The sequence below is a fragment of the Nocardia brevicatena NBRC 12119 genome (genome assembly GCF_000308495.1).
Taxonomy (GTDB): Bacteria; Actinomycetota; Actinomycetes; order Mycobacteriales; family Mycobacteriaceae; genus Nocardia; species Nocardia brevicatena.
This window is the reverse complement of the sequence record NZ_BAFU01000050.1, coordinates 1-15,262: the sequence shown is the minus strand read 5'-3', so window position 1 is coordinate 15,262 and position 15,262 is coordinate 1. Positions and strand designations below refer to the sequence as shown.

The following is a 15,262-nucleotide window of genomic DNA, read 5'->3' as shown; positions in this document are numbered from 1 at the left end:
TCACCTCGAAAACATGCGCGGCAGACGGCAGTGTGCCAATGTGTACGCTCGTGCGTTATCTGTCTGTCACCGAGGCTGCTCCCCGCCTCGCCGCGTCCGCATGCGTTGTCGCGGCCGCCGCGATGGCCGTCACCGGCGCCCCAGTCGCCCATCCCCATGCCGCCGCCGCACCGCCCGCGCTCACCCAGGGCTGCGCGAACGGCTTCGACTGCGATATGGCCGCGCGAATCGAGAACGCCAACGCCTACATAGCGTCCCGTCCCGGCGTCACCGGCTATGTGCTGCGCGATCGCCAGACCGGCGCCGTCTACGCCGGCGATCATGCCGAGGACATGGTGTGGACCGCCTCCACCATCAAACTCGCCATCGCCTCCGACCTGTTGAACCGGGCCCGGGTCGGCGCGATCAACCTGTCGCCGGAAGACCGCGGTCTCCTGGAGTCGATGCTGGCCACCTCCAATGACCAGGCCACCGACATGCTCTGGAACAAATACGCGGGCATCGACCGGATGGCGTTCAACAACGCCTTCCGCGCCAACGGGATGACCGGTCTGGCCCCGCAGCCCAATCCGACCGGTCCCGGCCCGCACTGGGCGTTCCAGAAGTGCACCGCCGCCGACCTGGATCGGCTGATGTCGCATGTATTGGACCGGATGCATCCCGATGACCGCAACTATCTACTGGACCGGATGCGGTCGGTCGACCACAACCAGCACTGGGGTGTATGGGGCGCGGGCGCGAGCATGCGGCCCGGCCTGAAGAACGGGTGGTCGGAAGAACAGGACGGTTGGGTGGTCAACTCGGTCGGTTTCGCCGGTCCCGGTGAGCGCTACACGCTCGCGATCATGACCGCCATGGGCAGAGAGGGCGGCTACACGGAGGGTTCCGCCACCGACACCAGGGTCGCCGAGATCCTGCTCGCCGGACGCTGATTCCCGGGTACAACCCACCTACGAGGCAGACACCGGGCCTGTTTCCCCGAACTCGTGGAACAGGCCCGGCCGCGTATTCGGCGAAAGACCTGCCGTTCAGGCGAGCCGCTGCAGATGCAGTGGGGCGTTGTCGCGCGGATACGGAATGGTGCTGAACCCCCAGGGCATCCGGTAGGTGTCCGGGATATGCCAGCGGTAGTCGCGCACCATGGCGGAGATGATGGTCTTCACCTCGAAACTGCCGAAGTGCATGCCGATACATTTGTGTGACCCCGCGCCGAACGGCATCCACGCCAGGCGATGCGATTTGTCCTCGCGGCGTGCCTCACCGAACCGCTCCGGGTCGAAAATCTCGGGATCGGTCCAGTATTCGGGCAGCAGGTGGTTGACCTGATAGGCGAGGTCGACCGGGGTGCCCGCGGGTATATAGTGGCCGAGGATCTCGGTATCGCGGACGGCGCGGCGCACCATTCCCGGTACCGGCGGCATCAACCGCAGACTCTCCTTCAGGACCAGATCCAGGTTGTGCAGTCGGTCCAGGTCGGCGATGGTCGGGATACCGCCCGCGGAGTCCAGTGCCCGCACCTCTTCGCGCACCTTCTCCTGCCATTGGGGGTGTTTGCCCAGGTAGTAGGCGACAGCGGTGGCCGTGGTGGTGCTGGTGTCGTGGGCCGCCATGATCAGGAAGATCATATGGTTTACCACATCGGCGTCGCTGAACACCTCGCCGTCCTCGGTGCGCGCGTGGCACAGCCCGGAGAAGAAGTCGGGAGCATCGCTGCGCCGCTTCTCCGGGAGCATCGAGTAGAAGTAGTCTTCCAGAACTCTGCGCCCGCGGATCCCGGCTCCCCATTTCCCGACGGGCAGCGGATACCGGACTATCGCCAGTCCGGCGTGGGTGCACGCCACGAACGCCTTGGTGAGGGCGCGCCGCTGGTCACCGACCTCGACGGCCATGAAGGTCTCTCCGGCGATATCGAGGGCCATCTCCTTGATCGCGGGGAACAGCCGCACCGTAGCGCTCGCGCCGCGGCCGGGCGGTACCCAGCGTTCGATCGTCGAGCGGACAACCGGGGTGAGCTCGGCCAGATGCGCCTCGAGGCGTTCCCGGGTGAACGCCTGCTGCATGATCCGGCGGTGGAACATGTGCTCATCGAATTCGAGCAGGAGCAGCCCGCGTCGGAAGAACGGACCGATGAAATAGTCCCACCCCTGCCCGAAATCGCGGCGGCGCCGGCCCAGCACCTCGTCGAGCGCCTCCGGGCCCGCGGCCAAGACCCGATCCAGCCCCATACCACTGTTGAGGGTCACCGGTCCGTAGCGGCGGTAGCGATCCATCATCTCCGCCGGACCCCACCGCATGTAGTGCAGGCTGCGCCCCACATACGGCAGACCCGCGTCGCCGCCGATCGGGCGGGCGGTACTGCCCTGCGGCGGAGTGGCCAGGGTTCGCGGTCTTTCCGGCACCCGGGCGAGGACCCGGTCGATCACACTCTTCCGGGGCGGCTCGATGAGCGACGAATTCTCGGTATCGATATGCGCGCGCGACGCGGACGTGGCACGGGCCACGGTGACCATGACGAACCTCCTGAGATATAGAGTCCATCGTATTCTCTCTGTGTCACGCATCTCGGAAATTCCATCGAATCGCCATGACGCCGCGCAGCCGACACCCGCTCGGCCGTGATGTCCCACCGGAACCCCGGCGTGACCCCCGTCCGACCATGACGCTCACCGGCAGGACGACTACCGTGAGCGGTGTCCGCAGAGATCACCGGGACACCGCCCGGTCTGGCGAGGAGCGACGATGAGCACTGAACCTGTCGGAAACGCCCGGCACCAGGTGGTGGTGATCGGCTCTGGTTTCGGCGGCCTGTTCGGGACCGAACACCTCAAACACGCCGACGTCGACGTCACCCTCATCTCCAAGACCTCCACCCACCTGTTCCAGCCGCTGCTCTACCAGGTGGCCACCGGCATCCTGTCGGTCGGCGAAATCGCCCCGGCCACCCGGCTGGTGCTGCGCAAACAGAAGAACGCCCGGGTACTGCTCGGTGAGGTCACCGATATCGACCTACAGGCCCGCACGGTCACCTCGTGGCTGCTCAACCGGGACACCGTCACCCCGTTCGACAGCCTCATCGTGGCCACCGGCGCACAGCAGTCGTACTTCGGCAACGACCATTTCGCCACCTTCGCCCCCGGTATGAAGACCATCGACGACGCCCTGGAGTTGCGCGGTCGCATCCTCGGCTCGTTCGAACAGGCGGAACTGGCCACCACCCAGGAAGAACGCGACCGATTCCTCACCTTCGTGGTGGTCGGCGCGGGCCCCACCGGCGTGGAACTGGCCGGCCAGATCGCCGAACTGTCCGACCGCACCCTGGAAGGCACCTTCCACAACATCGATCCACGGGAGGCACGGGTGATCCTGGTGGAGGGCGCGGGCGCGGTACTCGCGCCCATGGGCCCCAACCTCGGCGGAAAGGCCCAACGCCGGCTCGAACGAATGGGCGTGGAGATCCAGCTCAACGCCCTGGTCACCGATGTCGACGCGCGCGGGGTCACGGTGAAGGACGCCGACGGCACCGTCCGCCGGATCGAAGCGGCCTGCAAGGTGTGGTCGGCCGGTGTGCAGGCCGGCCCGCTGGGCAAGATGCTGGCCGAGCGCTCCGACGGCACCGAGGTCGACCGGGCGGGCCGTGTGATCGTGGAACCGGATCTCACCATCAAGGGTCACCCGAACGTCTTCGTGGTGGGCGATCTGATGTTGGTGCCCGGCGTCCCCGGCCAGGCCCAGGGCGCCATCCAGGGCGCCACCTACGCCGCCAAGCAGATCAAGGCCGGACTGAAAGGCCACACACCGGAAGAACGCAAACCGTTCCAGTACTTCGACAAAGGCAGTATGGCGACGGTCTCCCGGTTCAGCGCCGTCTGCCAGGTGGGCAAACTGGAGTTCGGTGGCTTCCTGGCCTGGCTGGTCTGGCTGGGGCTGCACCTGTACTACCTGATCGGCTACCGCAGCCGGATCGTCACGGTGATCCAATGGTTCGTCACCTTCCTGGGCCACGGCCGCGGCCAGATGGCGGCCACCGAACAGTGGGTGTTCGCCCGCCTGGCCTTGGAGGCGATAAACGGCACCGGCAACGACGCCGACGAACAGGCGGCCCTGCGCAGAACCCTCGGCTACCGCCCCCGGCCGAAATCCGGTGCCGGCGAACCGACCGGAACCGGGGCTACAGAGATAAGCGATAAGGCCGGCTGAGCGAATCGGCCCATCCGCAGGCCCATCCGGATCCGAATGCCGTACAAACACGGGACTTCCTCCGGAGGAAAGGCCAACATGGGCAAACACAGCGTTGTCGCTCCGCCGCGGCGCACGGTGGGGTCGATCGTCGTAGCGGGCGCTTTCCCGCTCGTCATGGCGTTGGTCGGTAACGGCACCGCCAACGCCGCGCCCCAACCCGACCCCCTCGGCGTCGAACAACCCGACCCGGCGCGGATCGTCTCCGACGCGGTCACCAGGGCCGTCGTCGACGCGGTGACGCACCTCGGCCTCGAGCCGGTACCGGCACCGCTCCCCCTCACCGCCCCCGAGGGCACCATCGGCCCGCGGCACCGCAAGCCCACCCCCGCGCTGCACATTCCTGTCGGTACACAGCCCATAACGCCGGCCGACACGCTCGCCGCTCCCCTCGCCGCGGCCCCTGTAGCGCAAACCGCTACGGCCGTTGCTCCCACCGCCACCCCCGTGGCGCGCCCCGGATCGGACCAGAGCTACCTGGCACCACTCGGCCGACTCCACGCGCCGGTCCGGGTGCCGGCGGTCGAACCGATCCAAGCGCCCCCGGGCAAGCTCCGCGTCGGCAATATCGTCATGGATTCCCCCGGCATCGATCCGACGCCGATCAATGAGGGCGCGGCCCAAGTCGAGGCCGGTCTCGCCACATTCCTGGATTCGGTCGGTATGGAACGCAGCCGCTCCGACCGTATCGCCGCCCAGACCCTCGGTTCGGCCGCCATCGGGGCGTCGGTCGGTTCCACGGTGGCCTCTCCCTTGGCGGCCACCTCCGCGATGGTCGGGGCGGTCGCCGGGTTCATCTCGGGCATACCGTTCCTGCCGATCGGCCTTCTCATCGGCCCGATCCTGGGCGGGGCCATCGGCTATGCGGTCATTGCCGCCCCCGCCATGGCCGTCGGTGCGGCGGTCGGCGGCGCTGTCGGCGCGGCCGACGGCCTGGCCGCCGCGCCGTACGGAGCCCCGCCCGCCGAAACACCGGCCGTGCCCACCCCCGCGGCACCGTAACGCACACGCTCCACCCGTCAGCCGTCGTTCGGCGACACATCGGTTCTCGCCGAACGATGGCTGCGCCCGGTCCCCGGCCGCGCGTGCCGCTCCCTCCTACCGCCGCACCACATGGTTCGATCCGAGAGTGGTCGATGAACAGCTGCGTCACGGACACCATCCGCTGGCCGGAGGGGTGCGGTGAGCGATATCGTCATTTGCGGACTGGGCCCGGCCGGCCGCGCGCTCGCCCATCGCTGTCTGGTCCGGGGACTAACGGTCACTGTGGTCGATCCGAATCCGCGCCGCCGCTGGACCGCCACCTATGCGGCGTGGTCGGACGAGCTGCCGGGCTGGCTCGACCCCACAACCACCGCCGCGACGGTGCCCGAGCCCGTGGCCCACGGCCGGCGGGCGCATCGAATCCCGCGCCCCTACACGGTATTCGACACCGGCCGGCTCCAGGAATCCCTGTATATCACAGGCGCGAGGCTGATCACCGCCCGCGCGGCCGCGGTCGGTCGGCATACGGTGACACTGGCCTCGGGCGCCGCCGTCCGAGGCGACCGCGTCGTCGACGCCCGCGGTATCACCCGCGCCCCGAACCGGGCCGAACAAACCGCCTACGGTCTGGCCCTCGACCGCTCCGGGGAATCACTGTTCATGGACTGGCGCGCCGACAACGGCGCCTCCTCGACCGCTCCGCCGTCGTTCCTCTACGTGATCCCGCTGGGCGACGGCACCACCCTGTTCGAGGAAACCTGCCTGGTCGGGCGCCCGGCGCCGCCTCCCGCCACGCTCGCGCGACGATTACACCACCGGTTACGGGCACGCGGTATCCCGGTACGCGGTGACGAACGCGTCGAACGAGTCCGTTTCCCGATGACCGGCGGGCGTCCGGGTCGGTCCCGCTTCGGCGCGGCCGGCGCGTTCCTCCATCCGGCCACCGGATACAGCGTCGCCGCCGCCCTGTCCGCTGCCGACACGGTCGCCGCGGGCCGCTCCGCGTGGCCTACCGCGGCGCGCACGGTGCACCGACTCCGGCTGGCCGGCCTCCGGACCTTGCTCGCCCTACCACCCGCCGAGATACCGGCCTTCTTCGACGCCTTCTTCGATCTCCCACTCCCCGATCAGCGTGCCTACCTGTCCGGCCGCACCGACCTCACCGGCACACTCACCGCCATGACGCACCTGTTCGCCGCGCTCCCCACCTCGACCCGGACCCGGTTGGCCGTCGCGACACTCGCATTACCGACTCTCTCACCGACCCCACCCGGTCAGAGAGCCTGAAGGAACCAGTCCAACCTCCCGTACACCGGGTCCTCACTGCTGTGGTGGTAGGTGAAACCCACCCGGTGCGCCACCGCCACCGCCAATTTGTTGTCCGGATGGACTCGCAATACCGCCTCGTCCGCCATATCGTGTCCGGCGAGGTAACGGCAGGCCAGCACCAGCGTCCGCACGCCCATCCCCTGATGCCGCCGGGCCGGGTATATCCCGTAGCACACATTGGCCTGCCGCACGGCCAGGAATTCCCGGGCGAGTTCGATGGCCATGGTCCCGACCGGCTGCCCGGCCGTATTCACTACCATGAACACCTTGTTCGGCCCATCGGACGCCCATTCGTCCGCGCACTGCCGGAAACAGGTCGCCACTTTCGTCGCCGGATTCGCTCCCCCGTAGAACCGCCGCAGTATTTCACCGTCTTCCTCGGCCATATGCACCGAGGCGTCGGCGACCTCGATCGGACGTAGACCGATTACCCCATCCGATATCAACACGTGATCATGATCGACACAGAAGCCCTGTCGGACAAGTGTCCTCCCGGCGCGCCGCAGGGAAGGTCCCCGGTGACACCCCATGCGGTAGATATGCGAATCGCCTGATACGCGGCCCGTGAACTTCGCGGAACGTTTCGAAAAGAGTGCCAGGGGGATACTCGTGGCATGAGCGAACACGTCGAGGGTCCGCCTCAGCTGGTATCCGCCGCGGTCGTGGTAGGTGTCGACGGTTCTCCCGCCTCGGACCTGGCGGTTCGCTGGGCCGCCGAGGTGGCCGCCCAGCGGGGGCGCAGGCTTCTGCTCGCCCACGGGATGAATGCGGCCCCCGCCAGATCCATGCTCGTCGCCTACCAACCGATGGTGCCCGAAGCGATCGAAACGCTGCGTGCTCACGGGGAGGCGGTCCTGACCGGCGCGCGTCGGACCGCACGGGAGGTCGCCCCGGATCTGCCGGTGGAGACCCAACTCTCGGAAGACAGCCCGGCGGCGCTGCTGATCGGTTTGTCCGAAGACGCGTATCTGGTGGCGCTGGGCTCCCGCCCCGGCGGCACGCTCGCGCATATGGGCTCGACGACGCTGTCGGTCGCCGCCCACGGTAGCGGCAATATCGTCGCCGTACGGGAAACCGATGGCCGGCACAACGGCCCCGTGGTGGTCGGTGTCGACGGCAGCCGGGTCAGCGACGCCGCAGTGGCGTCCGCCTTCGCCGAGGCCGCCGAACGCAAGGCCGACCTGGTGGCGGTGCACGCTTGGAGCGATCTCATCTTCGCCGAATACGCGAGCACCGCCATGATCGAAATCCCGGTCGCGGACCTCACCTCCGCCGAGCAGGCGGTCCTGGCCGAACGTCTGGCGGGCTGGCAGGAGCGGTACCCGGAGGTCACGGTGCATCGGCGGGTATATCCGTCGTCGCCGCGACAGCATCTGCTCGAATGGTCGGAGACCGCGCAACTCGTGGTCGTGGGCAGCCGGGGCCGCGGCGGGTTCCGCAGTCTGCTGCTCGGCTCCACCAGCCATGCCCTCGTCCAACGTGCCCGCTGCCCGGTGATGGTCACTCACACCCGCTGACTCCACCGGCCCGAAACCGAACCGACGGCCCTGCCGAACCTCCCGACTACATTTCGGCGTGGGCCGGCGGCCGACGACGGCCGGTCGGGTGCACACCCGCATCAACCCAACAATTCGTCCACGTAACACCAGCGCCACGCCTCCCCCGGCTCCACACTGCGGATAACCGGGTGGCCCGTGGTCGCGGCGTGCCGACTCGCGTGACGTCCGGGTGAGGAATCGCAACATGCGATATTCCCGCAGGTCAGACACATACGCAGATGCACCCAGCGCTGCCCTTCGACCACACATTCGGCGCACTGCTCGGGCGCGACGGTTTCACGGAGCAGCGGCGCGGCCCGCAGATGCGCGCAGTCGGCGACGGACGCGTCGCCGACCAGCGGTTCGGCGCGGTCCGGTTCCTCGATATCGTCGAACCGGTCGATCATGGACTCCTCCAGATCGAACCGGGACAGCACATGCTGCAGGATCTCGTAGTCCACTTCCCCGGAATCCCGCACCTGCAACACCGCTTCCCGTTCCGCGCGCAACATCTCCAACCGCAACCGCCGATATTCCGCGGTCGGGGTCGCCTGCTCGGATTCCGGACGGCCCAGTTGTTCCCAAACGGCGTTGGTGCGCATGGCCGACCGGTCACGCAGCGACCGCACCACCTCAGGGGGCGTACCCGAACCAACGGCCCGATCGAGCGCCTCCAGTCCCGCGGTGGCGGCCTGACTGAACAGGGTGGCCTCCCGCAGCGCGTCCTCGGCGCGGCTCGGCCCCCGCAACTCCAACAGTCGTACCAACCACGACAGCGACGGCCCCTGCAGTAACAGGGTGCCCGCGACCACCACCAGCGCGAGCAGTTTCAACACCGGCAGCTGCGGAGTATCCTGCGGCAGCAGCAGCACCGCCGCCAGCGTCACCACACCGCGCATCCCCGCCCACGACACCACCGTCGAATAGGCCACCGGCTCTCCGGGCCGGCCGATGGCGCGCCGCACCAGCATCCACCCGAAAACCCATATCGGCCGCGACACCGCGACGGCGAGCAATACCGCGATCACGGTGATCACCAGCGTTGTATGGTCCAGCCCGCTGCTCCACGCGTCGTCGACGATGCCGCGCACCTGCAGCCCGATAACCAGGAACACCGCGCTTTCCAAGATGAACTGGACGGTGCGCCAGTTGGTATGTTCGGCGAGCCGCGAGGCCGCACTCTGCCACACCGGTGCACGGTGGCCGAGGATCATCCCGCAGACGACCACCGCGATCACACCCGAGGCGTGGACCTCCTCGGCGGGCAGATACGCCGCGAACGGGGCGAGGAACGACAAGGTGGTGTCGAGTACCGGGTCGGTGATCCGCCGCCGCAACATCCCGAGCAGCCACGCCACCGTGATCCCGACCAGCGCACCCCCACCGGCAGCCATCAGGAAATCCGCCCCCGCCGACCACACCGACACCGCTCCCGCCGATGCGGCGATCGCGGTGCGCAACGCCACCAGCGCGGTGGCGTCGTTGAACAGCGATTCCGCCTCCAGAATGGAGACAATCCGGCGTGGCATCCCGATCCGGCGCGCGACCGCCGTCGCCGCCACCGCGTCCGGCGGTGCGACCACCGCCCCCAGCGCCACCGCCGCGGCGAACGGCACGGGCAGCAGCCACCACACCACCGCGGCCACCGCGAAGGTGCTGAACAGCACCAGCCCCACCGACAGCAGCGCGATACATTCGAGATTGGTCCGGAAGTCGACCAGCGATGTCCGGATCGCCGCGGTATACAGCAGCGGCGGCAGTAGCCCCAGCAGCACGATCTCCGGTTCGAGATGCACCGCCGGTACGAACGGCAAATATGAGGCCGCCACCCCGACCAGGGTCAGCGCCAGGGGTTCGGAGACACCGAACCGTCGCGCCAGCGCTGCCACCGCGGCCGCCGACGCGACGAGTACGACCAATCCGACGGCGATATGCACCGTGGCATTCTCGCAGAACGGATATTCAGGGAAACGCCCGCACTCCGCCCAGCGAGCCGTCCCGCCGGAATCCGGCCCGAATACTTTTTACTGAATCGATTAGTTCACTATTTCTCCGTCGTCTCTGCCGATAACTCACCGACAACGGAGGCACACCATGGGCACAGTATTCGCGGACGCGCGCATGTCACTGGACGGCTTCATCGCCGGACCCGACGAAACCGGCTTCGACGAACTGTTCGCCTGATACGACGCCGACCCGGTACAACACCCCAGCGCCAACCCCGACGCCCCCTTCACTTTCGTCACCGACGGTGTCCTCGCCGCCGTCGGACTCGCCCGCGGAATCGGCGGCGACAAGGCGGTCGGCGTCAACGATGGCACCATGACCCGGCAATGCCTGGAAGCCGACCTGATCGACGAACTGCGGATCGACCTCGTCCCGATCTTCCTCGCCTCCGACACCCCCTTCGCCGGCGAACTCGCCAACGCACCCATCGTCCTCGACGACCCGGCAATCATCCCCGACCTGCGGGTCACCCACCTCCACTACCACGTCCGCCGCCTCTGAACCCGACTCACTCGGGCGCCGGGACCAGTGTGTTCTGTCGAGCCGCCGTCCACCACCGACCATTCTTCTTGACCAGCACATACAGCGCGATCATCGAATGATCGATATCAATGGGGTCACCCGAGGCCGTCACGGCCCGGGCGACCTTGTGCGCGATCGCGACATCGGACCGCAGAAAGGTGATATCGGCGAGTTCGTATCGGACGAACTGATCCTTCAAGAACCCGGCCACCCCGCGCCGGCTCGCCTCGAGCAACGCCTCCCGGCCCGTGATCAGCACACCAGCCGCGTTGACAGCCGACGCGTCGGCGGCGAAGTCCGCGACCATCAACTCGGCGTCGTTGGTGTTGTACGCGGTCTCGACATTGCGGATGATCTGCTCGATCGCGGCGATGTCCTCGGCATGATCCTCGGTGGTGTTCGCGAGCATTAGCGGTGTAACCGTCTTCGATTCCATGCACCGACTCTGCAACCTCAATATAACTTCACGTCAAGGAGTTGGCGGCGGGCACTCCAAAACACCCACTTCTACCAGGCGATTAGCTCTCTGGAACCACACTGCGGTAATCTCTTCGAGCGTCCCGAGAGGGACACAACGGGCTGTGGCGCAGTTTGGTAGCGCACTTGACTGGGGGTCAAGTGGTCGCAGGTTCAAATCCTGTCAGCCCGACAACGAAAACCCCTCCTGACCTGCGGTCGGAGGGGTTTTCTCGTTGTAGTGATCTGAGCGTTTCCAGCACGATCTCACAAAAATCTCACGTTTTCACCCCTACCGGCCCCGCGCCCAGCGCTCAAGGACCTCGCGGTTGTCGGGAACGACCTCGGGTGTGTCGATGTAGTGGGTCTTGGCGACCTCGCGGGTGTTGCCGAGTTGGCGGGCGGCGCGTTCGGGGTCGCCGTAGGCGTGGTCGACCGCGGTGGCCGCGCCTTTGCGGAAGGTGCGCGGGGTGACCCAGGCGAAGTTGTCCCCGCGGGCGGCACGCCAGGTCCGACCGAAGTTGTTCGGGTTGCGCGGCGCGCCGTTACGGGCCGGGAACAGCAGCCCCTCGGGTCGGGCCGTGCGGTGACCTCGAGGTCTTTCATCGCTTCTCGGATCGCCTCGACAGTGCGATCGGGCAGCAGGATGCGCCGCCACCCATTGTCGGATTTCGGGGTGGGTTTGCGGAGCCATCCGCCGGTGCCCGCGCCCTTGACCTCGACGAGGGTGCCCGTGACGTCGAGGTAGGGGTCGACGGCGTCGAGGTTGATGTCGGCGAGCAAGAGGGCGAACACCTCATGGGGGCGCATCCCGGTTCCGGTGATGACGTCGACGATCCACACCACCGTCCAGTCGCGGGACGGACCCCGGGTGTAGGCGGGGGTGCCGGGAATCGCTTCCCCGCTCGCCCAGGCGCGGACCTGGGCACGGAAGGCCGGCAGGGCGCTGTGATCGCGGATCTTGCCGCGGGCCGGGCTTCTGCGCCGGGTGAAGGGGGCGACGTCGTCGATGGGGTTGGTATCGATGACGCCGTGGCGCACGGCGATGCCCATCATCGCACGCAGGATGATCTTGTGTTGTTTGGCCTTGCGGCGAAGCCCCATCGCCACCAGGCGTTTGAGGTGCCGGTCGAGTTCACCGGCGCCGGCCTGCCAGATCTGGAGCCGTCCCACCGAATTCTCGACCTTGACGGTGGTTGGGTCGGCGCGCTTGTCGTGTGAGACGTAGATCTCGCGGCGGTAGTCCTCGATGTTGCCGGCGGTGTAGGCGTCGTCGCGTTCCATCTCCGCGAGCAGTTCGGCAGCAAGATCGATCAGCTTGGTGGTGCATGTGATGCGCGCATGACCGTGCTGCTCGCTGTAGTTCCGCATCGCTTCAGCGAGCCGGTTACGTGCCTCGTCGGCGCTGGAGCCCATGCGTTCGATCTGGCGAGGTCCCCACGCGCTGTAGAAACGCACCGTGGTGCGCCAGCGCCCGTTCTTCTGCCTCTTGGGCTTGGTCGGCACCCCGAAGGTGCCCACTGGCTTCGGCAGCCTGCCGCCCATCACCAACCTCCACTCAACCATTTGTTGCCAGAAATTCGCTATATCCCCGGATCCGCCGGGCTTCGACACAGAAAACTCCCCGTTCGCCGCAAAATCCCCAGCGTCTTCGATATGGCGAGACCAGAGTGAAGCAGGCCTTGAGCACGATCTCAAACACTTTTTATTTGCCAATGGTTAGCTGTAGCTCGACATGGTGCGGTCGCCCATGCCCGCCTCACGCGATATGACCTAACGGTCGGTAGCACCGCTGCTGCGATCGAGTTGCTCCTGTTCCCAAGCGAGCAGGTCCTCCAGCCGATACCGCCGGTATCTGCCCATCCGCGCATAGCGGGGGCCTCGCCCGGCGGCAGCCCAGGAGGCCAATGTCTTCACCGGAAGTTTCAGACGCTGAGCCACTTCCTCGCTGCTCAGCCACACATTGTCGGCTGCTGCACTCCTACCGGAGCCCTCGTGGGATTCACCCGTAGCACGACCGGGCAGGGAGGTAGGGGGCACCGAGGAAGTATCACGCCGCATACCGGCACACCTCGGTACGAGCTTCCGATCGCGGGCGTAACAGAGCCTGGCGGAGCATGCCGCCACCGATCGCTCCGTCACGCGCACACATTGCCACCACGAACCGTGGTAGCCATCTGCGGGCGAGCACGGCTCGTGCCACGAGGCTCTTCAGGACGCCGACCGTGCTTCTTGGCTCGCACCGCTCGCTGCACCGGATACGCGTCGACGGTCGTTCGAAAAAATGGCCTCGCCGTTCATCCGCTTCGAAGCGGGCTGCAGCAGAAAGAAGAGGTGGGCAATCAGATTTCGACATGACGGACTCCTCTTGCCCGTCTGCTGATCGTCCCGTACTCCAGCGTACCGCACCCGAACTCCCCTGAAGAGTGGTTCGACATTTCCCCTCCGTCTCGTACGCGCTGCTCCAGGGCCTCAGCGCATGCACTGTCAACACTCCCACCGCCTCCCATAAACCCACCGCTACAGGCTCATTCGATCCATGCGTTCTCCAGAGGACATCTATGACCATCGATAGCACCGCGTCGGTCACCGACGTGCCCGCACCAGTTACAGTCCGCACGGTCGGAGGCCGTGCGCATGCTTTCTTCTGGACCGTGCTCGGTACGGCGGCCGCGGTCAGTATCACTGGCAACGCCACCCAGGCCATCCTGCACAGCAACGCACTCCCCGCCCTCTCGGCGGCGGTCGCGGTGGTCCCACCGTTGGCGCTGCTGGCCGCCGTGCACGGAGTCACGGTGTTGCTGTGTGCGCACGCTTCCGCTCGCGCCACCCATCTCGTGGCGACCGCCATGACCGTGGTGATCGCTGCGGGCGCGTTCTGGCTTTCATTCACCGCGCTACGCTCGCTGGCCGTCATGGCCGGAGTCCCCCACGGTGAGGCGTGGCTGTGGCCTCTGATCATCGAAGGCTCCATGGCCCAATCCACCATCGCGCTCTTGGCCTTGGCGCACTCGAGAACCCCACGCGGGCGTGGTGCGCACACCGGCACGACACCATCCACCGAACCATCGGCCACCCACACCGTCACCGCCCGTGCGCACGCGGTATCGGCTGCGCCGGTGCGCGCATCCACCAGCGTGCACACCCCGGCCTCCGACCCCGAGGCCCAACATGATGAGTTCACCGCGTTCGCACGGATGCTGTGTGCGCGCGATCCCGTACGACGCCGCGACCCGACCGTTGTCGCGCAAGTGCTGATACATCACCACATCGACGGTTGGACCCGCACACGGATCGCCAAAGAATTGAACAAGAATCGCTCGACGATCAGTCGAATTCTCAGGGACGCAGCCGAGTACACGAACGCGGTCGATCTGCTGCGCACCGTCGCGACCGACGCGGAGCCCATCACAGAGCAGGTCCTCGCCCCCGCGCCCACAACGGACGCAGGCGAAGCTGCACCCACCCCTGGTGCGCGCAGGTGAGATGACCTCGTGCGCAAGCACGCTAGAGATGCTGTGAGGTGTGCCGAAACACCGCAACCGCTCGACAGTCGGCGCCTCAGGGTGTTGGATACCGTTGAGAGTCTTCGTTGCAGGTATCGGCACCACACGCGCGCTGCCATCGTGCGGCGTGGGAGGGGAACCCCGGCATGGACCTCGACATCACCTGCCCGCACTGCGGCCACATCGACTTCGTCCAGAGCGTGTCCGCCCTGCACGCGGACGGCGTGTCAACCAGCTACGACACCCACGAGTACTCAGGAGTGGGGGTCACCACCGCAGGGTTGGTGCCCGTCTTCGGTACCGCCAAGTATCGAACGCACCCACACGACCGCACTGGCCCAAAGCCTTGCACGAGACCCGCCCGGAAACCCAGTGGCCGACTCACCGTCGTCGGATTGCTACTGCTGATCCCCGCCGTGCTCGCGCTCATCCCCGCCATTCTCACGGTGGTAGTCGAAGACCCCGAGGTGAGCCGCTGGACCTAATGAGATCTAGCGGGTAGCCCGTCCCACCGCTTCTCGGTCGGGCAGACTCGCTACTGGTAGCGGCCGGCAGGTGAGCACACGTTGGACCAGGACTTCGAGTCCCAGACTGAGATCGTGCCCCTGTCGGTCGGCCGGGAGGACGGATCGCTGCTGGGATGTCGTGCCCACCCACCATGGGGTGTGAGCACAGGTTCATTAG

General features: G+C 67.0%; 14 protein-coding genes and 1 tRNA gene. 9 read left to right on the top strand and 6 right to left on the bottom strand.

Going from position 1 to position 15,262, the window contains the following annotated elements; all coding sequences use genetic code 11:
* The first annotated feature begins 38 nt into the window (after positions 1–38).
* The gene (locus ON20_RS10980) at positions 39–932 is read left to right on the top strand and encodes a serine hydrolase (protein WP_040835043.1); all 894 of its coding nucleotides are present in this window, start codon (positions 39–41) and stop codon (positions 930–932) included.
* A gap of 96 nt (positions 933–1,028) precedes the next feature.
* Here ON20_RS10980 and ON20_RS10975 read toward each other — a convergent pair whose 3' ends face one another.
* A complete protein-coding gene (locus tag ON20_RS10975; protein ID WP_040835042.1) occupies positions 1,029–2,510 on the bottom strand; it encodes a cytochrome P450 in 1,482 nt (493 codons plus the stop codon).
* Between the two features lie 229 nt (positions 2,511–2,739).
* Here ON20_RS10975 and ON20_RS10970 point away from each other — a divergent pair, with 229 nt between their 5' ends.
* From ON20_RS10970 to ON20_RS10960, 3 genes are all read left to right on the top strand, one after another.
* Complete coding sequence (locus tag ON20_RS10970) at positions 2,740–4,197, top strand: NAD(P)/FAD-dependent oxidoreductase (protein WP_051162181.1); 1,458 nt, start codon at positions 2,740–2,742, stop codon at positions 4,195–4,197.
* A gap of 78 nt (positions 4,198–4,275) precedes the next feature.
* On the top strand, positions 4,276–5,238 hold the full coding sequence (locus ON20_RS33030) for a hypothetical protein (protein ID WP_157228793.1): 963 nt from the start codon (positions 4,276–4,278) through the stop codon (positions 5,236–5,238).
* A gap of 180 nt (positions 5,239–5,418) precedes the next feature.
* Positions 5,419–6,507 carry a lycopene cyclase family protein gene (locus ON20_RS10960; protein ID WP_051162177.1) on the top strand — a complete coding sequence of 363 codons (1,089 nt, stop codon included), beginning with the start codon at positions 5,419–5,421 and terminating at the stop codon, positions 6,505–6,507.
* Here ON20_RS10960 and ON20_RS10955 read toward each other — a convergent pair.
* Positions 6,495–6,998 carry a GNAT family N-acetyltransferase gene (locus ON20_RS10955; protein ID WP_040835041.1) on the bottom strand — a complete coding sequence of 168 codons (504 nt, stop codon included), beginning with the start codon at positions 6,996–6,998 and terminating at the stop codon, positions 6,495–6,497. The two genes, ON20_RS10960 and ON20_RS10955, sit on opposite strands and share 13 nt — an antisense overlap.
* Positions 6,999–7,163: 165 nt before the next feature.
* On the opposite strand from ON20_RS10955, the gene ON20_RS10950 reads away from it, so the two are divergent.
* On the top strand, positions 7,164–8,066 hold the full coding sequence (locus ON20_RS10950) for a universal stress protein (protein ID WP_040835040.1): 903 nt from the start codon (positions 7,164–7,166) through the stop codon (positions 8,064–8,066).
* Positions 8,067–8,167: 101 nt separating this feature from the next.
* Here the strand turns inward: ON20_RS10950 and ON20_RS10945 are convergent, their stop codons facing one another.
* The gene (locus ON20_RS10945; protein WP_040835039.1) at positions 8,168–10,024 is read right to left on the bottom strand and encodes a Na+/H+ antiporter; all 1,857 of its coding nucleotides are present in this window, start codon (positions 10,022–10,024) and stop codon (positions 8,168–8,170) included.
* 385 nt (positions 10,025–10,409) lie between these two features.
* Between ON20_RS10945 and ON20_RS35685 the strand changes: the two genes are divergently transcribed.
* Entirely contained in the window at positions 10,410–10,595 is a 186-nt protein-coding gene (locus ON20_RS35685) for a dihydrofolate reductase family protein (RefSeq protein WP_051162175.1), read from the top strand.
* Positions 10,596–10,602: 7 nt separating this feature from the next.
* Here the strand turns inward: ON20_RS35685 and ON20_RS10935 are convergent, their stop codons facing one another.
* Positions 10,603–11,025, bottom strand: coding sequence for an SgcJ/EcaC family oxidoreductase (locus ON20_RS10935; RefSeq protein WP_245547169.1), 423 nt, complete (start codon positions 11,023–11,025; stop codon positions 10,603–10,605).
* A 166-nt stretch (positions 11,026–11,191) separates the two neighbouring features.
* On the opposite strand from ON20_RS10935, the gene ON20_RS10930 reads away from it, so the two are divergent.
* A tRNA-Pro gene (locus ON20_RS10930) sits at positions 11,192–11,265 on the top strand.
* Between the two features lie 74 nt (positions 11,266–11,339).
* On the opposite strand, the gene ON20_RS33025 is transcribed toward ON20_RS10930, so the two are convergent.
* Together ON20_RS33025 and ON20_RS34290 are read right to left on the bottom strand one after the other, a co-directional pair.
* Entirely contained in the window at positions 11,340–12,617 is a 1,278-nt protein-coding gene (locus ON20_RS33025; protein WP_157228791.1) for a hypothetical protein, read from the bottom strand.
* Between the two features lie 228 nt (positions 12,618–12,845).
* Positions 12,846–13,133, bottom strand: a complete 288-nt coding sequence (locus tag ON20_RS34290; RefSeq protein WP_083864835.1) for a helix-turn-helix domain-containing protein — start codon at positions 13,131–13,133, stop codon at positions 12,846–12,848.
* Between the two features lie 500 nt (positions 13,134–13,633).
* Between ON20_RS34290 and ON20_RS33020 the strand changes: the two genes are divergently transcribed.
* On the top strand, positions 13,634–14,557 hold the full coding sequence (locus ON20_RS33020; RefSeq protein WP_051162171.1) for a DUF2637 domain-containing protein: 924 nt from the start codon (positions 13,634–13,636) through the stop codon (positions 14,555–14,557).
* 167 nt (positions 14,558–14,724) lie between these two features.
* The gene (locus ON20_RS10915; protein WP_040835037.1) at positions 14,725–15,063 is read left to right on the top strand and encodes a hypothetical protein; all 339 of its coding nucleotides are present in this window, start codon (positions 14,725–14,727) and stop codon (positions 15,061–15,063) included.
* Positions 15,064–15,262 lie beyond the last annotated feature (199 nt).